The organism is Acinetobacter sp. ANC_7512 (assembly GCF_056779935.1).
Genome location: NZ_JBWYIX010000011.1, coordinates 14,059 through 35,664 on the forward strand (window position 1 = coordinate 14,059; position 21,606 = coordinate 35,664).

Here is a 21,606-nt window from a genome sequence, read left to right on the forward strand (position 1 = left end):
TATTCTAACCTGACCTGTGTTTCAATTCAGCAACAATTGACAGTATTTCATAAAAAATCCCTGCAATTGCAGGGAGATTTTCAATTTAATACTTATTGAAGTAGAAAATCACTCCGCCGTTGCTTGATCAGCAGGTGCATTTGCAACTTCTTCAGGAACATCAGTATTATTTTCATCTTGTAATGGCTGATCAATAGCATCGATAGCCGCTTGTTGTTCAGCACTAATATCTGATGCTTCAACAGCAACTTCTGATGTTGATGTTTGATCTGCCGCTGGTGCACTTTCTTGTTTAGAACAAGCCGTCATTGCAAGAGTAGCAGTCAATAGTGCAATTACGCCTAATTGTAATTTCATGATGTTATTCCGCATGATAAATCAGATTATGATCATAATATTTCAAAATTATTTCATTTTCATGACGAAAATTAGTCATAAAAAAAGACCTTCTTAGAAGGTCTTTTTTCTTAAATCCAATTAAGCGCGTTCAAGTAGAACAGCGACTGCTGGTAATGTCTTGCCTTCTACAAATTCAAGGAAAGCACCACCACCCGTTGAGATATAACCAATTTTGTCAGCAACTTCATACTTATCAATCGCAGCTAAAGTATCACCACCACCGGCGATAGAGAAACCTTCAGATTCTGCAATCGCTAAAGATAGCGCTTTCGTGCCCTCACCAAATTGATCAACCTCAAATACGCCTACTGGACCATTCCAAAGGATTGTTTTTGAAGTTTTTAAAATTTCAGCAAATGCTTGAGCTGTTTCTGGACCAACATCAAGAATCATGTCATTGTCAGCAACATCTTCAACTTTTTTCACTACGGCTTTTGCTGCCGCTAATGAGCCAAGGAAGTCATCAAAGTTAATTTCTGATGCGTCAGCAACAACAACATCTGTTGGCAATGGAACCGATACTTTCGCAGCAATTGCTTTAGCTGTATCGATTAAGTCATTTTCACAAAGTGATTTACCAACGTTATAGCCCGCAGCTGCTAAGAATGTATTCGCAATACCGCCACCGACAATGAGCTGATCACAAATATCTGATAACGATGTTAAAACATCCAGTTTAGTCGATACTTTTGAACCCGCTACGATAGCAACCATTGGTTTTTCAGGCGTCTGAAGCGCACGACCGAGTGCGTCTAATTCAGCGGCAAGTAATGGACCTGCTGCTGCAACTTTAGCAAGACGAGCCACACCTTCTGTCGATGCTTCTGCACGATGTGCAGTACCAAATGCATCCATAACAAACACATCACAAAGTGCTGCATATTTTGCTGCTAACTCTGGATTATTTTTCTTTTCGCCTGTGTTAAAGCGACAGTTTTCAAGTAACACAACTTGGCCTGGCGCAACTTCAACACCATCCAAATATTCAGTGAGTAATTTAACTTCTTGACCCAATGCTTCAGTTAAGTAGGCAGCAACAGGTGCAAGTGATTGTTCAGCTTTAGGCTCACCTTCAACTGGACGACCAAGGTGAGAATAAACCATTACTGCTGCGCCTTTTTCAAGAGCGGCTTTAATTGTTGGTAATGCAGCGCGTAAACGTGCATCACTCGTAATCACACCATTTTTAACAGGAACGTTTAAGTCTTCACGGATCAGAACACGTTTACCTGCTAAATCGAGGTCAGTCATACGCTGAAAGTTCATGTATAGCTCACTTTATAGATATCAAAACCGCATAGATTCTAAATGATTATGCTAAAAAAGGTGAGTAAAATTTCAGAAAAGCTGTAGAAATCTTTAGATTTGATTATGATAGATGGAGTCGAACCACAAAGTGTTGCTATGTCTATCCATCCAGATCCAAGTATTAATCGTTTAAATGTTTTCGGCGAACCGCTCGCCAGTTGTTGTTTTGATCCTATTACAGGATATTTCAGAAATGGTTTTTGCCACACTGCACCCTCTGATTTAGGTCAACATACAGTCTGTGCCGAAATGACGTCTGAATTCTTAAGTTTCTCGCAACGAATTGGGAATGATTTGACAACACCACTACCCGAAGTTGGTTTTCCCGGTTTAAAGCCTGGTGATTTCTGGTGTATTTGTGTGACGCGCTGGGTTGAAGCTTATCAGAATGATATGGCACCGAATTTAAAACTTCAGGCTTGTCATCAATCAGTACTTGCTTATGTCCCGATCGACATTTTAATGGAATTCTCAGTGTAATGAATCATCATGTTGCTTCAACGTCAGCAAGAATTATTTTAGCTTCTGGCAGTCAAACACGTAAGGAACTACTTAATCGATTACATATCGATTTTGAACAAATATCACCCGATATCGATGAGACTCCGCGTGGGGAAAGCCATGCCGATGATCTTGCCTATCGACTCGCATATGAAAAAGCAAAATATTTTGCTGAGAAAGATCCAGATGCGATCGTTATCGGTTCTGATCAGGTGGCTTGGCGTGAAGGCGCACCTGACATATTTATTGGAAAACCTTTATCTCCTGAAAAAGCAATCAAACAACTTCAAGCAAATTCAGGAAAAATTGTTTATTTCAGTACGGCATTAAGTGTTCAACACGCTTCATCTGGGTTTGAAGAAACCATTGTTGAACATTATAAGGTCAAATTTAGGCATTTGAATCTGGAAGAAATTCAGCGTTATGTCGCACTTGAACAACCTTTACAGTGTGCTGGAAGTTTCAAATGCGAAAGTTTGGGCATCAGCTTATTTGAAGAAATGATTGGGCAAGACCAAACCACGTTGATGGGCATGCCGATGATTCAATTGTGTAAAATTTTACGTGAATTGAAAATTCTAGTGCCTTGATACGTTGCATATTAATAAATAAGACCGAGTTCAATAACTCGGTTTTTTTGGAATTATTTGTTACTAGCAACTGAAGAATGAAATAAATACCCTATTTTTAGCTCAAATAATTACAACTGAGCTAAATTAATTTATATACACAAAGCTGTGGAAAATTGATCGATAAGCGATCTCAAAACATAGAAATTGTAAAAAAGTTCAAATGATCATATTTGGGTTGTTCATTTCAAGTTAAGAATATGAATTACATGAACAAGTTAAGAAACTTTGTATAACATCCATTATCTTAGTTTAAGTTATCATTGTTAAAGTTTTTTTCAATTTTGGATACTATCTTTAGGGGGATACATATGCATGATAACTTCTGGAATAGATTTCTACATATAGAAAAAAAACTAAAAGAATTTAGTACTCACTTAGATTTTGACATTAGAAACAATGAAACTTTTTCTATAGAAATAATGAATTTGTATCTTACAATTTGTTCAGAAATTGAAGCAATTTTTTAAAGCTTGTACATCTAATATTGGTAATTCATTCAACTCTAGAGATTTTCGTGAATACTATAAAGATGAAACACAACTACAAAGTCTATCTCTCTTAAAGTCTGACGTAAAAATTAAATATACATCTTTAAAATTCACTCCATTTGATAAGATAGATAGCGATGAAACAATTTTATGGTGGAATCACCATAATAAAATTAAGCATGATCGTGAGATTAATAGAAATCTCGCGAACTTAAAAAATCTATTAGACTCAGCTAGCGCACTTTTTTTACTTAACTTAGTCTACAGATTTGTAGTTCAAGAAAAAATATACCTTATACCCCCTCCTGAAATTTTCGAAACAAAAGACTTCTTGGTCAGCATTCATTCTTCAGGAGGTGGGCTTCTATATACATCCAAAGCTTGTATAAATAGTTTTGGTGCTGAAAGCCCTTTTGATGATGATTAGTTTAGTTAATATTTGATTCAATAAATCTGCCTCATTTAACATAATGGCTGTTATACGATATGAAATTCCCCTCAAAGTGTAAATTAATTATTTCTTTAAAATAGCTATATTCATTTTTTTCATATTCATTTGTATCATCCATAAGCAAGAAAACATGCGCTTTTAAAGCCGTGTCACTTGCAGAACTTGCATCGTTCAAGGGACAATAAGCCAAACTAAATTGTAGTCCTTATTATGTCCCAAACTTTAGACGTTCTCGGCGGTATTAGCGCTGAACAATTCCTTACGGAATATTGGCAAAAAAAACCGCTCCTCGTTCGTAATGCAGTTCCTGAAATTGTGGGTTTACTTGAACCCAATGATGTTATGGAGCTTGCACTCGATGAAAACGTGGCTGCACGTTTGATCAAACAAAAAGATCGTGACCCTAATCAATGGAATGTGAAGTCATCACCACTGCTCAAAGCAGACTTCCAAAAAATGCCAAAATTATGGACACTACTCGTTCAAGCGGTCGATCACTATTCGTTTGATCTTGCTGAATTATGGAAAAAATTTCCTTTTATTCCTCAATGGCGTCGTGAAGATATTATGGTGTCTTACGCACCACAAGGTGGTTCTGTCGGCAAACACTTCGATTTTTATGATGTATTTTTAGTTCAAGGTTACGGACATCGCCGTTGGCAATTAGGGCAAATGTGTGATGAACAGACAGCACTCGTTGCAGGTCAGCCTTTAAAACTTTTGCAAGAAATGGAAGTTCATTTTGATGAAGTTTTGGCGCCGGGCGATTTACTATACGTCCCACCAGGTCTTTCTCATTATGGCGTAGCTGAAGATGAGTGTTTAACCTATTCTTTCGGGTTCCGCATGCCAAATATCTCAGACATGATGGATAGTCTTGGTGATTCTTTTTCAGAACAAGAGCAACTGAAAAAACCATTATTAGATATCACACGCTCTGTCAGCGCTGCTGTCGGCGAAATTTCAGATCATGAGCTTAGCTATTTGCGCGAACAACTTTTAGCTCAACTGCAAAATCCTGAGATGCTAAATGAAGCCATCATGTGTCTCGCTTCGCAACCTGGTTATCCTAACAATATTCCAGAAAATGACGAAATTGGAACAGGTGATTTAGAAGAAGCACTTGAAGAAGGTTATTTATTAAAAATCGAACCTGCTTCACGTTTGCTTTATAGCAACTTCAATGATGAACTTAACTTTTGGGCAAATGGAGAGCGCTTATGTATCTCCGAAGAATTTAAACCTCATTTAAAACGTATCGCTGATGGTGAAATGATCGCTTTGGATGAAAATTTATATGATCAACACATTCTTGAAGATCTCGCGGAACTCTTGAATAATTCGATCATTATGTTGCTTCCTTCGGAAGAAAACTAAACCCATAAATATAAATTGTTAGCTTACAGCTGTAAGCTAACAATTCACTACTTGTCTGATTCCATAGAAGTTCGTATGGTAATTGCAGTAAAGAACGATGGAAAATAAAAATGGCAAGTCCTGCTCAAGCAATAAGACATAAATTACTGAACACTTTTTTTTCAAGGCATTCTGTATGGTTCGCATGTATTATCATCGCCCTGAGTATTACATGGCTTAGGCTATTTTACAGCCCCCATTATATTTATTATTTTCTATCCGACAGTGTCATTAATATTATTTGGCTACTGACCAGTTTACTCAGTGTCTTAGGCCTATATGATGTACTTCAAAATAAACATTCGATTTTAAAGAACTACCCAATCATGGGGCATTTTCGCTTCTTATTTGAAGATTTCAGACCCGAAATTCGTCAATATTTTATTGAATCAGACCAAGACGCTTTACCCTTTTCAAGAATGCAACGTAGCTTAGTTTATCAGCGTGCAAAGAATGAAAATGCTGATAAGCCTTTTGGTTCAATTATTGATGTATATCAAGATGACTATCGTTTCATTACTCACTCTCTTGCACCGAAACTCCCAGCTGATACCAGCACCTTCCGTATTAAAGTGGGTAATGATCAGTGCGCTCAACCTTATAGTGCATCAATCATGAATATCTCAGCAATGAGTTTTGGGAGTTTAAGTGCTAATGCAATACGCGCACTTAATCTCGGTGCCCACATGGGTCAGTTCTATCATGATACTGGCGAAGGAAGCCTAAGCCCCTACCATCTTGAAAATAATGGAGATATTGTTTGGCAAATCGCCAGTGGATATTTTGGTTGTCGAACTGAAGACGGTCTATTTGATCCTGAAAAATTTAAAGCTCAAGCCAAACATCCCAATATCAAAATGATTGAGCTAAAACTGTCTCAAGGTGCAAAACCAGGTCACGGCGGTATTTTACCCAAACATAAGATTACAGAAGAAATTTCGAAGATTCGTGGTGTTCCTCGTGATCGCGATTGTATTTCCCCGCCAAGCCACCCTAGCTTTAATACACCGATTGAAATGATGCATTTTATTCAAAAGTTACGTGAACTATCAGGTGGTAAACCTGTTGGATTCAAATTATGTATCGGACAGCCTTGGCAATTTATGAGTATTGTCAAAGCGATGCTTGAAACCAATATTGTTCCTGATTTTATCGTCGTAGATGGATCAGAAGGTGGAACCGGTGCTGCACCGATTGAATTTAGCGATAATATCGGAACGCCACTGCGTGAAGCGCTCTTATTTGCACACAATACCTTAGTAGGTGCTGGATTAAGAGATAAAGTAAAAATTGGCGCAAGTGGTAAAATCATCAGTGCTTTTGATATTGCGAGTACCTTTGCCTTAGGTGCAGATTGGGTGAATTCAGCTCGTGGATTTATGTTTGCTGTCGGTTGTATCCAAGCTCAAAGTTGCCATACCAATCAGTGTCCAGTTGGGGTAGCAACACAAGATGCTGAGCGCCAAAAAGCAGTCCATGTACCAACGAAAGCAGAACGTGTTTATAATTTCCACAAAAATACATTGCATGCACTGGCGGAAATGATAGCAGCTGCAGGTTTAAATCATCCGAGCGAAATTAAAGCTCATCATCTCGCGCAACGTATAAATGATCGTGAAATCAAAAATTATGCTCAATTACATTTTTGGTTAGAATCAGGTCAATTATTAAACTGTAAAGATAGAGATGAAGAAAATTTCTATTTCAGAATGTGGAATTTGGCAGATGCCAGCAAATTCTAGTTTCATCAAAAAGGTGCTGAAATCAGCACCTTTATTTTAAAAGTATCCTTTATGACTTTGCGCATGTAAGAATGCTGGGATTAAACCCGTTAATGCTGCCCGTATATCCGCACGCTCATTGATCAACTGATGAGATCCCTCCTCTAACATGAGCAAGGTCTGAAGGCGAAACTTTCTGCGTATAAATTCGATATTATAACGCCAGTCTACAGTTTGATCTTGGGCACCTTGAGCGAGCCAAACTGGAATTCGGCATGCAGGTCGATTTTCCATTTCCAACATCCACTTTGACATTGCTAATATCCAATCCATCCCCATCATGCGCGGTTGTAGTGGATCTTTTAGACGTACAAATCTTAAAAATTCAGGATTGTGATTATTGCGTTTAAAATGTCTTGGAACTTCACGTTTGATACGGCGAATGATGCCCAAGCCTACTGGATTATGCCACCATGCTGTTTTTGCAGGTCTGACTAATGGCGACAAGAGTAATACGCGTTCTACAATTGGATTTTTACGTTGTTCAGCAAACTCCAACAAATGATGCATCCAAATTGCACCACCAGTACTCTGTCCGATACCTAGCCATGGTTTAGGCAATTGATCAGCTTGTTTTACATATTGGTGAACCGCATGGAGTACTTGCTGATAATGATCAAAGTTCTGAATGCTGGCAGCATTGCCATCACTTAACCCATGTCCAGGCAAGTCATAAGTTAAAACACTAAACCCTTGATCCAGCAATTCACCAATAATTGGTTGGTAAATTCCACTGTGTTCCAAATAGCCATGCAATAAGAATACAGTACCTTTCACCTGCTCTATGCGAGGTTGATACACCTGCACATGAAGTTTGAACAAAGGCATTTTGATATAACCCTGCCAATAATTCGCTTCAAGACGATCAAGTGCGTAAAGATGACGATAAGCTTGAATCTCTTTCGAAGGAGAATAAGGTCGATTTAAATTTAATGGTTCTAATCTTAATGGTGTTTGTTCTCGATTCGGAATGGGTAAATCGAGTTGTTTCAACACATTTGGATTCAGAAACGGAATATCAGACATTATGGCACCTCCCGACAACCGCTAGAGCCAAACATTACATCTCTGATCGTGGCAAGTAATTCATAATTTGCACGACGACTGTGATCGTAATTTAATTGGCTAGGACGCCATGTTGTCAGCATTGTAGGCATGGGCGCTTCAACAGGAATTGTTTTGATACCGTTCAAAGCAAAAAGACGTCGTGTACGTGTCATATGATAACGATCGGTAATCAAAATCACTGTCGGCGCTCCTCCTTTTTTTTGTAATAATAATGAACTAAAGCGTGTATTCTCACAGGTATTCATGCTGCGTTGCTCTAATAGATTCGCTTCTACCCCACGCGATGCTAACCACGCTTGCATGTACGGTGCTTCAACACCACTCAACACAATAGGTAAATCCGTTTGCTTCTCAATCTCAAGTGTTTTTTCTAGTCTAGAGCGTGTGTAATCATTAACTACAATATCAATTTTATTATCTCCTAGCGTCAACCCACCACCCAACACAACTATCGCATAAGGTTTATCTTTCTGATTTGATAAAGTTTTATTTTCATTTTGAATCAACGCGATATCTTTATAGATTTGCGGATCTAATGTTTGAACCTCATCTTCTTCTAAGGGATGATTTCTAAGGAAAAATTCATATTTTTCCATTAAAGCCAAGCGCTGATTTTTTTCTTCATTGATGGATGAATTTGTTGAATCAGTTTGGCTTATGGCAACATCACTGGCAAAATCAGGCTGATCAATTGCGAAGACAACATCCTCTTTAGTTTCATTCTTTGTATTTATATCTGTAAGCAATTCATCTTTAATTTTTTGTTTTAATAACACATAGCGAGTTTGAATTTCAGCAAGCTGTTCAGCCCCTTGATCATTCAATTGTTCTTCAATAAGTTTGAGATAAGCTTGTCTTGCAATCCACAGCCTTGAACCAGGCTCCAAATCCTCCTTATCAGTTAACGCTGCCATTTGCTGGCTCTTGGCCGCAATTTCGTCAACTTTGATAGGGACAAATGCGTGAAGTGATTTCACAACAAGTGCTGAATAAAATGGTGTATACCAGAAAACCATGAGACAGCCCAAAAGTGCGAATATGATCGCCATCATACGCACCGTTGCCACCATCCAATGTTTTCTAGACATACTGTCCTTTTTAAACCAAATGAGATTGAATAGAACCTTTTTGATCGAACAAAACAGGCTCAGGTTCTAATAAAATACCAAACTTATTTAACACATCTTGCTGCACAGAGCGATAGGTTGCCTGCACATCTGTGAGAGATGCATCGGCGTAATTGACTAAAACTAAAGCCTGTCGATCAAACATTCCCACTTTTCCTAATTTTTTTCCTTTCCAGCCTGCTTGGTCAATCAACCAACCAGCTGCAACTTTTACAGAACCATCTGCTTGAGGATAGTGTGGAATCGTGGGATGAAGCTGTAAAACTTCCTCAAATTTCGTTTTAATTAAAATCGGATTTTTAAAAAAGCTCCCTGCATTTGGATATTCTGCAGGATCTGGGAGTTTACTTTGACGAATTTTGATCACTTGTTGCTGTAAATTATATGGCGTAATGTCATCGCCCATCGCAGCTTTTAAATCTCCATAATTCATTTTGAGTTGTGGCTGTTTAAGTAATTTAAAGATGACCGCAGTAATAACAAACCGCTCAGGCTGATCTTTAAAAATGCTGTGTCGATATGAAAAATGACAATCACTCGCTTGGATTTGAACGATTTCATTTTTAGTACGATCAAAAGCCTCTACAAATTCAATAAATTCACCGACTTCAACGCCATAGGCACCAATGTTCTGAACAGGTGCAGCACCCACCCACCCTGGAATCAATGCGAGATTTTGCAATCCATAGAAACCTTGCTCTGTTGTCCATAGCACGAACTCATGCCAGTGACGTCCAGCACCTACTCGAATTGTTACATTGGTATCATCTTCAGCAAGCAGGACAAGATCATCTAAATGTAATTGAACAACCAAAGCATCTAGATGCTCAGGGAGCAGCATATTACTCCCCCCTGAAAGTATCATCATGTTTAATTGAGCTTGCTCAGCGAATTCAATTGCTTCACGCAAATCTTGAAGAGATCGAACAATACAATAATGAGATGCAACAGCATTTAAATTCAACGTATTGAAAGACTGGAGTTGTATATTAGTTTGAATATCAATCATATTTTTATCTTACTCAACGTTTGACTGCTGCAACATTGGTTTTAAGTAACTAATCCATGCTTTACTGTTCGACTCACATTGATCTAAGACCAACTCAAAGCCATCATCTCCACCATAGTAAGGATCAGGTACTGGTTGATTTAAATATGAAGGATCTTTGGCACTCATGAGCTCTATTTTTGCTCGCAGTTCATGGTTTTGAAATATTTGCGCTGCTTCAACTTGCAGTTTCTGAATATTGACTAGATTTTCATGATCCATCGCCAAGATTAAATCAAATTCCTTAAAGTCTTCAATACGAATCTGTCTCGCACGTAATGAAGATAAATCATATCCTCGTTTCAATGCGTGCTTTTGACTTCTATAATCAGGCGCTTTGTTTGGGTGATAATTACTGGTTCCAGCTGAATCAACTTGAATATTTAATTTTTCTAAATCCGCAAAGTGTTTCATTACCACTTCTGCTGTTGGGGAACGACAAATATTTCCTAAACATACACATAAAATTTTGTATGGCATTTTCGTCGTCATCTTCGCCTCAAAAATACATATACTTTCGCAGTGCATATGTTAAGTTATTTAAGGAGTGAATCCTATAGAACTGTAAAACAATAATCTTATTTAAAGCGCAAAAAGGATGTGTGATGAGCCAATTTCAATTTCAAACTGTCGGGAATATTATTTCTGGTTTAGGGAGTATTCAACAGCTTGGCTCAATTTTAAAACAACATCGATTTAATAAAGTTCTTCTCGTCACAGATCAAGGGATGATTGATCACCACCTCCACCAACCTATTCTTCACATTTTCAACGCTACTGGTACTGAGTTCAGTATTTTTTCCGATGTCGTTGCAGACCCTCCAGAAGATGTCATCTTAAATGCAGTAGATGAAGCAAAACGTTTACAGATTGATGCAGTCATTGGTTTTGGCGGTGGTAGCTCCTTAGACGTGGCAAAAATTATTGCCATACTTTCACACCCCAATCAAACCCAAACGATTTCTGAGTTATATGGCGTCAATCAAGCTCAATCGCCACGATTACCACTCATCTTAGTGCCTACAACTGCAGGTACGGGTTCTGAAGTTACACCAATCTCTATTGTCACTACAGGCAAAACAACAAAAACAGGAATTGTTTCACCCGTTCTGTATGCGGATACTGCCATTTTAGATGCAACTTTTACTCAAGGTCTTCCGGCTCACATCACTGCAGCAACAGGAATTGATGCAATGGTGCATGCAATTGAAGCCTACACCTCAAAACTAAAGAAAAATTTCTATTCTGATTTGCTCGCTAAACAAGCATTGGATTTATTGAATCAAAATTTAAAACTTGTTCTAGAGCAACCCCAAAACCTAGAAGCGCGCCAAAAAATGCTCTTAGGCTCTATGTTGGCTGGACAAGCATTTGCAAATGCTCCTGTTGGAGCTGTTCATGCGCTTGCCTATCCTTTGGGCGGGCATTATCACTTATCGCATGGTCATACCAATGCAATCGTGCTTGTTGAAACACTGAAATTCAATGCACCTCAAGCGAAGAAATACTATGCTGAACTGATGCAATGGATTGACCCATATAGCAAAGGCAATACTGATGGCTTATGTGATTTATTTATTGATCATATGGAAAGGCATGTTAGCCAGAGTGGGTTGAGCTTAAAACTCAATGAGCTAGGTGTACAAGAATCAGATTTAGAGATGTTAGCTAATGATGCGATGCAACAAACGCGCCTCTTACAAAACAATCCTAGAGCTCTAAGCTATGCTGATGCTTTAAGCATCTACCAAGCAATTTATCATTAAATGACTCGAAATCTTTAATCAACTTTCTGAATAAAATATGACAACTATTTCAAAAAAAACTAGAGCAGACTATCAATTCTTTTTTCCCATCCAAACCCGTTGGGCTGATAATGACGTGTATGGGCATGTCAATAACGTCACTTATTACAGCTACTTTGACACCGCCGCAAATGCGCTACTTATTCAACACGCACTATTTGACTTTAAAACTTCGCCTATCATTGGACTCGTTATTGAATCAAAATGTACATATTTTTCTGAACTATCCTACCCCGAAGTGATTGATGTTGCTGTCGCTATCGAAAAGATTGGACGATCTTCAGTGACGTATAGCATTTCAATATTTAAGAAAAATCAATCAGAGCCTGCTGCTCAAGGTTATTTTGTGCATGTATTTGTCGACCGTGACTCTCGTAAAAGTATTGAATTACCAAACTCAATACGCGAAGCCTTAACTACGTTTATGACGAAATCAACTTAAGACTTAAGCTGAATATTATGTAGCTCACCGCCGAAAATTTTTAACAAGTCTTCCACGACGGGTTCTTGATGAATCAATTCTTCAGCACGTCGATATGCCTTTTGCTTACGCTTTTCCTGCAGATCGAAAGGCGTCTCACCGTTTGGTTCGTTGTATTTTACGATTAATTGAGATTTTGAAAATGATTGCTTGAGTGCTGCTTCTAAACTCGGAATGAGTGAGTGCAATAAAGCTTCGTATTTTGCAGGGATATAGAATTCACATGTTCCATCAATTTGACCTTGCATAAGACCTTGTTGTGCTAATTCTTGTACCGCAGGTGTTAATGGACTATTTCTGAACCAATATTCCCACTTTTGAGTATCCCATTCACCTACCAATTCGACAGGCTCAAGCCTTAAAATATCTTGAGGCATTAAACCTTTTAAGCCAGCATCTGCGACAACATTTTTATTCTCATCAAGTAGATCTAGACTTGGGCAATGAGTGCCATTCGATGATCCTTCTTCTTGAACTGACAATTCAGCGCTTTCAGCAGAATGTTCACTTGGCTTAGGCTCTAAAAAGAAAATATTGTCTTGATCAACAATAGAAGATTCAACAGGCTCTGAATTAAAGCTTGCTCCAAATGAAGTCAGCTCAATCTCCCCACTGCCTACCACAGAGTTGGTTAAATTCTCTTGTTTCACTTCAACAGATACAGACTGACCGACATCATCCGCATGATTTAATTCTGTTGAATGCAAGCTTTCAGATTCAGATTTTTCAGGATGAACTGACTCCGTAGGAACAGCCTCATCATCAGATGCCATCATCTGCTGAAATAAGATTAGATCCGTATTTTCCTCATCATTTACATCGCGACTACGCTGAATCGAACTCGTATTATTCTCAGGCGAACTGATTTTCGATCCTGCTTCTTGATGATCAGCCGATATAGATTCTGAATTCTCTGTCGAAATCTGATTGAAATTTTCAGCTTCTTTTAAGACATTTGATTGTTCTGGAGGTGCTTGAGTGGTCAGCTGCTCATTATTCGCCATCGGGCGGAATGCCAACAACCTGAGCACACACATTTCAAAGCCTTGCTCTTGAGTCACTGCAATTTGTAATTCAGCACGACCTTTACATGCAATTTGATAATACAATTGTAGATCTTGAGCAGAAATCATGCTCGAAAGCTGCATAATTTTCTGATTAATCTCAGCACTATATTTTAAACTCAAGTCTGGTAAGTATTGGAGTAAAGCCAACTCATGTAAAGTTGAAATGAGTTGATCCAACACCAAAGAAACATCAAGTGCTTGTTGACGGAATTGGAGTAATAAAGCACTGACTTTAGCACGTTGATTTTGATGTATCGCCAAAATAAGGTCGAAAATAATCGTGCGATCAATCAAACCCAGCATTTCTTTCACATCTTGGTGGTGAATCGCACCTTGCCCATATGCAATTGCTTGATCTGTTAGCGACAGTGCATCACGTAAAGAACCTTGTGCTGACTCAGCGATCTGCCAAATCGCATCAGCTTCCGCATTAATTGATTCTTTAGTTAAAATTTGTGTGAGATGTGAAGTGATTTCATCAACCGCCAATGGGCGTAAAGTAAATTGCAAACAACGTGAAATAACCGTAATTGGAAGTTTTTGAGGATCTGTCGTCGCAAATAAAAATTTGACATGTTCAGGCGGTTCTTCAAGCGTCTTGAGTAAAGCATTGAAAGAATGTGTGGACAGCATGTGTACTTCATCAATGAGATACACTTTAAAACGACCTTGCGTTGGTGCATAAGGTACGTTATCCAATAATTCTCGTGTATCCTCAACTTTGGTTCGGGAGGCTGCGTCAATTTCAATTAAGTCTATAAATCGACCTTCATTGACTGCGGTACACGTTGGGCATACTTCACACGGTGTAGATGTTACACCTGTTTCACAGTTCAGACATTTAGCAAGAATCCTTGCAATCGTTGTTTTACCAACGCCACGCGTCCCCGTAAAAAGATAAGCATGATGCAGTCGACCACGCTCTAAAGCACTGGTTAATGCACGCGACACATGGTTTTGACCAACCAATTCTAAAAAATTACGTGGACGATATTTACGCGCAAGAACCTGATACATGAATGCTCCCTAATTACAGGACTAAGCATACTGTTTTTTTTGGCAAGAGTGAATGCGTTACAGATCATTCATACATTCAAAAAGCAATTTAAATCCAACTCTTTTTTCTTGGGAAAATTTAACCTGTTAAATTCAAACTAAAATCATCGAAATTTTCGTATTCCTCACCAGTCCCATCGATACGAATTTCGAGCATTTTGTTGACCAAATCGACAAGAATGATATTTCTGGTTGGGACACCGTTTAATTGAATCAAAGACTTTTCAGTATTAATGAATTTGAACTGACCTTTGATTTCTTCTGCTTGGTTATGACCGCTTAGACTTAATCGTGACAACACATACGTTTGGTCTGCGTTAAGTTGTAAATCAACAGCCATACCAGGACAATCCTCACAACGCGAAAAACACCCCATACATGGCGTAGTACCTTGATACAAACCAATATATTGAGGTGTTACTTGATTTTTTATTGAATCATTCTGTTTCAAGAGTTGATTTGATTGCGTGGACTGATCGCAAGAAGCCATATGAATCGACGATATCAAAACCAATGGGATGACAGTACTACGGCGCATAATCACAAATCAATTTTAACAATTTTGTGAAAATTACCATATCTCAAGTCTGCAAATGAATCAATGCGTATGTTGGTGCACGTGAACCCCATCATCATGTAAAACTTGATCAGGGTAAGCGAGTCCAATCCCTTTAATTACTTCAGCAAAATATGACCCTTTATCTGTATAAACTTTAATAATTGCATATTGATCTTCAATACTTTGAGTAATCGTAAAATAGTTTAGATCAGCAGGATAATCCTCAAATTGCCCCTTGTATCGCACAATTCCATCCTCAACTTGTTCAATCTCAGTAATTTCAGCCACACGGTTGATACCAAATTGCAAAAGTTTCAAGGGAAATTTACTGCCCTCTTTCATGCTCGCCACTTGATCAGGATTAAACTTAAATAAATAACCCGAGTCAGCCCGATGCTGAAAACTTTCTGGAAGAATCATATGCCGTTCAACATTTTGTTCTAGTACAGGCATAAGCTCAGGCATCAGATGAGAACTCGATGATTCATTCTTATTTTCAAGCCGTTCGTCATGAGCATTAACATTTTGACCCAGTTCATTTTCAACTTGATGCTGCTGTAAGCTTGCAGATGATTTGTCTTTTTCGGGTTTTAGATATAACGTAAATGTAGCAGTCACAAAAACTGCTACACCCAATAAAATATAAATTACTTTCATACGTTATTTGAATAGCGACACTGCTTTAGCATTTTTATTAATCATAGTGACAGCATCACGATCATTCGTACCCCCTAATTGGTATCCATACTTTGGATGGAATAAATCTGGGCTTGAGAAATAAGAGATACTATTACCTCCCATAATCGTACCACCCAATGGATGCTCCAAACCACGTGCTGGTCCAGCGGTATCATCATGATTCACCCCCATATTATGACCGAATTCATGACGTAAAACCGTGATTCCACAGTTAATACTTCCACTACCGATCATATAATTAGAGTTAGGGTTTTCAAGCAAGTAAGCTAAACCACAGCCTTCTTCATCACCTTCATAATATACAGCATCAGCTTTTAAGCGATTACGCTCATTCTGAATAACTTTGTCCACACGACCAATATCAAGGACATTGTTTAATGTTTTAGAACCTGGTGTTTTATATTGCAGATAACCAACGTTGCGCAGATAAAACTTGGCATTTGAATTCTCTGCAGACACATTGGTTAGATCAAAGCCTTCAATCAACCTCATTTTCGCTGCATTTGCACCTAATTTCTCTGCAACAGCAGGACTACTCACCAAAAGCATGTCAATGGTTGCACTATCAGCTTGCCATCCTTGAGATGTATAGACAAAACGTTGCGTTTCACCAGTTTGAATCGTTTGTCGTAAATTATTGGATGCCTGAATTGTGCTGCTCCACGCCGCTCCAGAACTTATGATTATCTTGTCATTGATTTGAGCGCGATCAGGTAAATTAATTACTGATTGCCAATTTCCATTTGCCAACTTAACACGTGTCACTGGTTGTTTAGGATCAGGAACTTTTTGATTATTTAAATCTTTCGCTTGTATCACACGTTCTGGTGCAGAAACTAAAATCCACTTCGCTAATTCTTTTACAAACATAAATTCATATCGTTCACCTCTATTTAGTTTTAAAGTTGCTGAGGTATTGATATTCTGATTTGAAATAGTAGCTTGCCATGTTGCAGTCGACTTCACGATCACACGATCACGGTCATATGCTGAACTTGGTAATGTGAATTGTGACACCCAGTTTCCATCACCAAAAATAATTTCAGTTAAAGGGCTATCTGTTTTATTTAACTGAGTACCCACTGAACTAACATTTAGTTGTCTCGGCTTGATATATTCAGGCACCCATTTTTTTAGATTTTGATTAAATACAAACCAATAGCGATCTCCTTTTTTTAAATTAAAATTACTCGAAAAAAGAAGATTTGTTGTATCAATTGATGAATCCCTGCCTGCATCAGATTCAATCAACATTACCGTATTGTTAGCAACATCGCTCGGCAATACTATTTTCTTTGCCCAAGCGCCATCTTTTAGATGAACTCGCTGTATTGTTTGTTGATTAGATATAATATTTTGTACACTTGAATTATCTAAAATGACACTGGGTGTACTGTTGATTCGCCATTTTTTTAAAGATTCACTATAAATAAAGTCGAATGTGTTTCCTTTATTGATTTGAATTGATTCAAGGGGAATATCAATATTGGAAGTATCTAGATATGCCGCATATCCCGCCGATGAGGAAATTCTAATCTTGTCATTATTTTTTGGATTGTTTGGCAGATAGATTTGTTTCGTCCAATTTCCATCACGCAATTCGAATTCTAATTCAGCATAACCGCTCGGAATCTGCCCGCTTTGCTGATTTTGGTTTGGTGTAAGTACTGTACTTGCCACAACACCACTCATCAAACAACCCATTAGTAAAAAGGTAATTTTTTTATTCATCATGTCACTATTTGTTTATTTTAGTTAAAGTTAGTATACATTATAAATACAAATTCTCCTTTGTAAATGTTAAAACCATCCCTTTTTACCATTATTAATGTGATCCACACATCTTAATGCCTCTTGCGATAAACTCCACAAACGATAATCCCCTGTAATTGACCCAACAGGATAATTATGGGTATAGGCAAAGCTTAATTTTCTTTCAGGATCACACCAAGCCCCTGATCCGTTGTAGCCCATATGACCAAATCCATTTTTTGCACTTTTACCCAGCGTGATAACTCTGTGATAACCCAAACGCCAATGCATAGGTATTGGCATCACCTTGTCTCGATCATAGCTTTGAATTTGCGAAAGTTGTTTGAATACAAGTGGCTTGATAAATTGTCTTGATTCGAACTGACCATAGTGCGCCATCATGGCATAGATTTTCGCTAAACTTCTGGCTGTAAAGACACCATTAGCAGCAGGAATGGGTTGAGTCAGAACACGATCATCAAAAAAGCTAAACCCCTTCATTCCCTTTGGAATCATTGCATCTATAAAATCATCAGGATTTTGACCAGAATATTGAATGATACGATCCGAAAATGAAACTTTCTGTTTTTTCTTCTTTTGTTGTGCAACTTGAGTAGTTGATGACTTTTTTTCAATATTTGTTTTTTCTAGAGGTTTGGCTATTCTTGAAAGTTGATCCTGAGGGACACCAAAATAGGCACCATCTAATTGCAGTGGTTCTACTAAATATTGATTCATCAGCTCAGAAAGATTTTGCTGAGTCGCTTTTTCAATCAGCCCTCCTAATAACCAGCCATACGTAAGTGCTTGATATGCATAATTTGAATTGGGTTTAAAACGTGGTGTCGCGCTAGCCATCACATTGAGCATGTGATCCCAGTCTGCCATTTCAGATGCTTGAGCAATGACATTTCTAACATCATATAAACCACTACGGTGACTTAATACGTCAGCCAAAGTAATCTTAGATTTTCCATGTTCAGCAAATTCTGGCCAATAATCAGCTATGGGTTGACGATAGTCTAATTTCCCTTCACTCACTAGAATATGCGACAAAGTCGCTAAGATCCCCTTTCCGGTGGAATAGCACATCGCCATCGTGTCTTCTGACCACTCTTCACTCGAAGACTTTTTTCCAACATAAATATCAACCACTTTTTCTTGACCATAATATACAGCCAATGATGCACCACCTTGTTCAGTACGAGAGTCTTGTAAACGACTAAATAAATGTGCCAAATCTGCAAACTGATGGTGAACGATACCCTTATAATTATGTGTGTCAGCGTAAATTAAATCTTTTAGAATTTTCATCTTCTATCCTTGATTTATAGTTATAAAAAAGCCTAACAAACATGTTAGGCCTAGAGCATCTATTAAAGTGGTTTCACAACACCAGAAACATGAGGTTTTTGTGATTTTGCATTACGAACTAACAAATATGTCGCTTGATCTCGCTCACCCGTTAAAAATTCAACCTCAGATGGTAAAAACATAGGCAACTTAAAATAAACATCAGCATCATAAGCATCCGGTAAACTAATACTTGCTAATGCTTTAGCTTTACTCCACATGCCATGCGCAATCGCTTGTTTAAAACCAAATGCTTTTGCTGTAACTGCATGAATATGAATGAGGTTAAAATCACCTGAAACGAGCGCATAGCGACGACCCGTGTTTTCAGCGACTTTCCAATTACCCTGTGATTTAAATTCAGGTAACTGATCTTCTTTCGCCTTTGAAGAGGATGAAGTATTTGTTTTTTCACGAGAAAGATAGGTTGTTAAACCCTCCATCACCACATCATTACCTACTTTCGCAGTGGTAATGAAGTCAAATTGCAAACCTTTGTCATGTGGTTTTAACTCACCAAATTTGCATGATAGCGTGATGGTTTCATTCACTCCAATTTTGCGATACTGCTTAACTTGATTACGAATATGAACTAAACCCAGCAAAGCAAATGGGAAAGGTTCTTGTGTCATCATTTGCATCTGCAAACTTTGAGAAATGACTGCCAAGTAAGTCGATGGTACATATCCATTATTCTTATAACCACAAATTTCGTTATACGATTTTAAATGGTCATGATCAACACGATATTCATCAACGATGTAATCCACTTGCGGAAGTGTCTTCTCGCCTTTCGGTTTTTTAAAAATTAAACCTTTAATGACTTTAGGATAAGCTAGATAAGCTTTTGGCAATTGACTAAAGTGACGTGTTTTCATGTTAAAAATTCCCATTTATCTTTATAAAAAATTTACAGTTTGCAGCTCAACAAAACGATCATAACAAATCATACGAGCAATAAAGAGAGTAATGCCTGAACATTACTCTCTTTCATTTAACAATCTATGACCACTAAAGCTTAAGCACCTAATAAACTTTGACCGCACACACGTAAAATGTTTCCATTCAGCCCCGTTGAAGCAGATGAAGCAAAATATGCAATTGTTTCTGCCACATCAACAGGTTGACCACCTTGACTCATCGAATTCATACGGCGACCCGCTTCACGAATTGCGAATGGAATCGCTGCTGTCATTTGAGTTTCAATAAATCCAGGAGCAACAGCATTAATCGTTACACCATTTTTCAAAATTGGTGCTGTAAATTTCACTAAACCAATCACACCAGCTTTAGAAGCTGCGTAGTTCGTTTGACCGAGGTTACCCGCAATACCTGAAATCGAAGATACGCAAACGATGCGACCATTTTCATTGATGCCTTCATTAGACAACAAATAGTCATTCACACGCTCAATCGCAGATAAGTTAATGTTAATCACAAGATCCCAAAGCTCTGGCTTCATATTGGCAAGCGTTTTATCACGTGTAATACCGGCATTATGGACAATCACATCTAGCCCGCCTTGAGCAGCCGCTGCAGCTTTGATTTTTTCTCCAGCATCTGGTGCAGTGATATCAATCGCTAAAGTCGATCCACCAATTTCACTCGCAACACGATCAAGATCTGCTTGTTGTTGTGGTACATCTAAGCAAATGACATGAGCACCATCACGCGACAAAACATGCGCAATCGCTTCACCAATACCACGACTTGCACCTGTGACCACTGCAGTTTTGCCCGCAAGTGGTTTAGTCCAATCAACATCAACAACATTTGCTTTTGAAACACGAATGACTTGACCTGATACATACGCTGAGCGCGGAGAAAGTACAAAACGAAGTGTAGATTCAAGATTTAAAGCAGCATCTTGATCTACATAAACCAATTGTGCAGCAATACCTTTCTTAAATTCTTTACCTACAGATTTCACGAAACCTTCTAATGCACGTTGAGCAATCGCTTGTTTCACTGTAGGTGCTGATTCTGGTGTCAAGCCAACGACGACTACACGACCTGAAGTTTGAATTTGGCGAGCAATTGGATTAAAGAATTTATACAATTCAATTAACTGTTCAGAGTCCTGAATACCCGAAGCATCAAACACAACTGCTTTGAATTTCGACTCTTTATCGCCTTCATTAAACGCACCTAAGTTCAACCCTACTTTAGCTGCAGCTTGTTGTAACTCAGCATTGTTTCCCGCATAGCTGTTGGCATGAATATTACTCAGAACTTGCGCAATTTCACCATTAAAAAGACTTTTAGACGCAGAACCGAATAAAACAGCGCCTTGAACAACAGGCGTTGCTGATTCAAAGCGATCTAAGTGAATTGGAGATGGTAAACCTAAATTTTTGATGACAAATTTACCAATTGGAGATTTTGCAAAAGCTTGATATTGGTCAGTCATGAATATGATCTCTCGATAGAATAATTTTTTGAAGGATCTATGATGTAGATGAAGTTCAGTTCAAACTCTGATACTTAGTAAATTAATCGATCCCTGCGTTTCAGTTAAATAATACTTGAGTTACTCTATGTATGTCTTGACCTGAAAGCATTGCTAAATGTCATTTTAGTCAATACGACCTCTTAGCGATTATGCTAATGTAGCA

General features: G+C 38.2%; 20 protein-coding genes. 7 read left to right on the forward strand and 13 right to left on the reverse strand.

The features are described from left to right. Positions 1-108: 108 nt before the first annotated feature. Positions 109-357, reverse strand: coding sequence for a hypothetical protein (locus tag AC1M9H_RS11000; RefSeq protein WP_481592481.1), 249 nt, complete (start codon positions 355-357; stop codon positions 109-111). A gap of 120 nt (positions 358-477) precedes the next feature. Continuing rightward, positions 478-1,665: a phosphoglycerate kinase gene (locus AC1M9H_RS11005; RefSeq protein ID WP_035269172.1), complete on the reverse strand. Its 1,188-nt coding sequence runs from the start codon at positions 1,663-1,665 to the stop codon at positions 478-480. A gap of 138 nt (positions 1,666-1,803) precedes the next feature. Between AC1M9H_RS11005 and AC1M9H_RS11010 the strand changes: the two genes are divergently transcribed. The 5 genes from AC1M9H_RS11010 to AC1M9H_RS11030 all read left to right on the forward strand — a co-directional run bounded on the left by AC1M9H_RS11010 (position 1,804) and on the right by AC1M9H_RS11030 (position 6,937). Next, positions 1,804-2,187 carry a DUF2237 family protein gene (locus tag AC1M9H_RS11010; protein WP_035269188.1) on the forward strand — a complete coding sequence of 128 codons (384 nt, stop codon included), beginning with the start codon at positions 1,804-1,806 and terminating at the stop codon, positions 2,185-2,187. Continuing rightward, on the forward strand, positions 2,187-2,798 hold the full coding sequence (locus AC1M9H_RS11015) for a Maf family protein (RefSeq protein WP_481592480.1): 612 nt from the start codon (positions 2,187-2,189) through the stop codon (positions 2,796-2,798). The genes AC1M9H_RS11010 and AC1M9H_RS11015 overlap by 1 nt, the downstream gene beginning before the upstream one ends. A 492-nt stretch (positions 2,799-3,290) precedes the next feature. After that, positions 3,291-3,755 (forward strand): hypothetical protein, encoded by a 465-nt coding sequence (locus tag AC1M9H_RS11020; RefSeq protein WP_481613392.1) that lies wholly within the window; start codon positions 3,291-3,293, stop codon positions 3,753-3,755. A 234-nt stretch (positions 3,756-3,989) separates the two neighbouring features. Next, positions 3,990-5,156 (forward strand): ribosomal protein uL16 3-hydroxylase, encoded by a 1,167-nt coding sequence (locus AC1M9H_RS11025; RefSeq protein WP_481613393.1) that lies wholly within the window; start codon positions 3,990-3,992, stop codon positions 5,154-5,156. Between the two features lie 110 nt (positions 5,157-5,266). Then, complete coding sequence (locus tag AC1M9H_RS11030) at positions 5,267-6,937, forward strand: FMN-binding glutamate synthase family protein (protein ID WP_481589291.1); 1,671 nt, start codon at positions 5,267-5,269, stop codon at positions 6,935-6,937. Positions 6,938-6,973: 36 nt separating this feature from the next. Here the strand turns inward: AC1M9H_RS11030 and AC1M9H_RS11035 are convergent, their stop codons facing one another. Genes AC1M9H_RS11035 through AC1M9H_RS11050 form a run of 4 tightly spaced genes read right to left on the reverse strand, consistent with a single transcriptional unit; the run spans position 6,974 to position 10,711 of the window. Then, on the reverse strand, positions 6,974-8,002 hold the full coding sequence (locus AC1M9H_RS11035) for an alpha/beta hydrolase (protein ID WP_035266046.1): 1,029 nt from the start codon (positions 8,000-8,002) through the stop codon (positions 6,974-6,976). Then, positions 8,002-9,132: a YdcF family protein gene (locus AC1M9H_RS11040; RefSeq protein WP_481610276.1), complete on the reverse strand. Its 1,131-nt coding sequence runs from the start codon at positions 9,130-9,132 to the stop codon at positions 8,002-8,004. The genes AC1M9H_RS11035 and AC1M9H_RS11040 overlap by 1 nt, the downstream gene beginning before the upstream one ends. Positions 9,133-9,142: 10 nt before the next feature. After that, positions 9,143-10,177: a UDP-N-acetylmuramate dehydrogenase gene (murB, locus tag AC1M9H_RS11045; protein WP_481613430.1), complete on the reverse strand. Its 1,035-nt coding sequence runs from the start codon at positions 10,175-10,177 to the stop codon at positions 9,143-9,145. Positions 10,178-10,189: 12 nt separating this feature from the next. After that, positions 10,190-10,711: a low molecular weight protein-tyrosine-phosphatase gene (locus AC1M9H_RS11050; protein ID WP_481592115.1), complete on the reverse strand. Its 522-nt coding sequence runs from the start codon at positions 10,709-10,711 to the stop codon at positions 10,190-10,192. Positions 10,712-10,824: 113 nt separating this feature from the next. Between AC1M9H_RS11050 and AC1M9H_RS11055 the strand changes: the two genes are divergently transcribed. Further along, complete coding sequence (locus tag AC1M9H_RS11055; protein ID WP_481613394.1) at positions 10,825-11,985, forward strand: iron-containing alcohol dehydrogenase; 1,161 nt, start codon at positions 10,825-10,827, stop codon at positions 11,983-11,985. Between the two features lie 37 nt (positions 11,986-12,022). Beyond that, entirely contained in the window at positions 12,023-12,466 is a 444-nt protein-coding gene (locus AC1M9H_RS11060; protein WP_481597809.1) for an acyl-CoA thioesterase, read from the forward strand. Here AC1M9H_RS11060 and dnaX read toward each other — a convergent pair. From dnaX to AC1M9H_RS11095, 7 genes are all read right to left on the reverse strand, one after another. Beyond that, positions 12,463-14,589, reverse strand: coding sequence for a DNA polymerase III subunit gamma/tau (gene dnaX / locus AC1M9H_RS11065; protein WP_481613395.1), 2,127 nt, complete (start codon positions 14,587-14,589; stop codon positions 12,463-12,465). The two genes, AC1M9H_RS11060 and dnaX, sit on opposite strands and share 4 nt — an antisense overlap. Before the next feature lie 118 nt (positions 14,590-14,707). Further along, a complete protein-coding gene (locus tag AC1M9H_RS11070) occupies positions 14,708-15,166 on the reverse strand; it encodes a copper resistance protein NlpE N-terminal domain-containing protein (protein ID WP_481613396.1) in 459 nt (152 codons plus the stop codon). 60 nt (positions 15,167-15,226) lie between these two features. Then, entirely contained in the window at positions 15,227-15,844 is a 618-nt protein-coding gene (gene cpaB, locus AC1M9H_RS11075; RefSeq protein WP_481613397.1) for a metalloprotease secretion chaperone CpaB, read from the reverse strand. Positions 15,845-15,847: 3 nt separating this feature from the next. Next, on the reverse strand, positions 15,848-17,578 hold the full coding sequence (gene cpaA / locus AC1M9H_RS11080; RefSeq protein WP_481613398.1) for a metalloendopeptidase CpaA: 1,731 nt from the start codon (positions 17,576-17,578) through the stop codon (positions 15,848-15,850). Positions 17,579-17,686: 108 nt separating this feature from the next. After that, on the reverse strand, positions 17,687-18,946 hold the full coding sequence (locus AC1M9H_RS11085) for a serine hydrolase domain-containing protein (RefSeq protein WP_481597824.1): 1,260 nt from the start codon (positions 18,944-18,946) through the stop codon (positions 17,687-17,689). A 68-nt stretch (positions 18,947-19,014) separates the two neighbouring features. Then, positions 19,015-19,869 (reverse strand): MaoC family dehydratase, encoded by an 855-nt coding sequence (locus tag AC1M9H_RS11090; protein WP_481597806.1) that lies wholly within the window; start codon positions 19,867-19,869, stop codon positions 19,015-19,017. Positions 19,870-20,009: 140 nt separating this feature from the next. Beyond that, complete coding sequence (locus AC1M9H_RS11095) at positions 20,010-21,401, reverse strand: 3-oxoacyl-ACP reductase (protein ID WP_481613399.1); 1,392 nt, start codon at positions 21,399-21,401, stop codon at positions 20,010-20,012. Positions 21,402-21,606 lie beyond the last annotated feature (205 nt).

What these genes read in the sequence shown, in the direction of transcription:
- AC1M9H_RS11040 (WP_481610276.1), bottom strand. Translation starts at nt 9,132, where the DNA reads ATGTCTAGAAAACATTGGATGGTGGCAACGGTGCGTATGATGGCGATC.
- AC1M9H_RS11070 (WP_481613396.1), bottom strand. Translation starts at nt 15,166, where the DNA reads ATGCGCCGTAGTACTGTCATCCCATTGGTTTTGATATCGTCGATTCAT.
- AC1M9H_RS11050 (WP_481592115.1), bottom strand. Translation starts at nt 10,711, where the DNA reads ATGACGACGAAAATGCCATACAAAATTTTATGTGTATGTTTAGGAAAT.
- AC1M9H_RS11015 (WP_481592480.1), top strand. Translation starts at nt 2,187, where the DNA reads ATGAATCATCATGTTGCTTCAACGTCAGCAAGAATTATTTTAGCTTCT.
- AC1M9H_RS11005 (WP_035269172.1), bottom strand. Translation starts at nt 1,665, where the DNA reads ATGAACTTTCAGCGTATGACTGACCTCGATTTAGCAGGTAAACGTGTT.
- AC1M9H_RS11060 (WP_481597809.1), top strand. Translation starts at nt 12,023, where the DNA reads ATGACAACTATTTCAAAAAAAACTAGAGCAGACTATCAATTCTTTTTT.
- AC1M9H_RS11035 (WP_035266046.1), bottom strand. Translation starts at nt 8,002, where the DNA reads ATGTCTGATATTCCGTTTCTGAATCCAAATGTGTTGAAACAACTCGAT.
- AC1M9H_RS11095 (WP_481613399.1), bottom strand. Translation starts at nt 21,401, where the DNA reads ATGACTGACCAATATCAAGCTTTTGCAAAATCTCCAATTGGTAAATTT.
- AC1M9H_RS11030 (WP_481589291.1), top strand. Translation starts at nt 5,267, where the DNA reads ATGGCAAGTCCTGCTCAAGCAATAAGACATAAATTACTGAACACTTTT.
- AC1M9H_RS11090 (WP_481597806.1), bottom strand. Translation starts at nt 19,869, where the DNA reads ATGAAAACACGTCACTTTAGTCAATTGCCAAAAGCTTATCTAGCTTAT.
- AC1M9H_RS11025 (WP_481613393.1), top strand. Translation starts at nt 3,990, where the DNA reads ATGTCCCAAACTTTAGACGTTCTCGGCGGTATTAGCGCTGAACAATTC.
- cpaB (WP_481613397.1), bottom strand. Translation starts at nt 15,844, where the DNA reads ATGAAAGTAATTTATATTTTATTGGGTGTAGCAGTTTTTGTGACTGCT.
- AC1M9H_RS11010 (WP_035269188.1), top strand. Translation starts at nt 1,804, where the DNA reads ATGTCTATCCATCCAGATCCAAGTATTAATCGTTTAAATGTTTTCGGC.
- AC1M9H_RS11000 (WP_481592481.1), bottom strand. Translation starts at nt 357, where the DNA reads ATGAAATTACAATTAGGCGTAATTGCACTATTGACTGCTACTCTTGCA.
- AC1M9H_RS11055 (WP_481613394.1), top strand. Translation starts at nt 10,825, where the DNA reads ATGAGCCAATTTCAATTTCAAACTGTCGGGAATATTATTTCTGGTTTA.
- dnaX (WP_481613395.1), bottom strand. Translation starts at nt 14,589, where the DNA reads ATGTATCAGGTTCTTGCGCGTAAATATCGTCCACGTAATTTTTTAGAA.
- cpaA (WP_481613398.1), bottom strand. Translation starts at nt 17,578, where the DNA reads ATGAGTGGTGTTGTGGCAAGTACAGTACTTACACCAAACCAAAATCAG.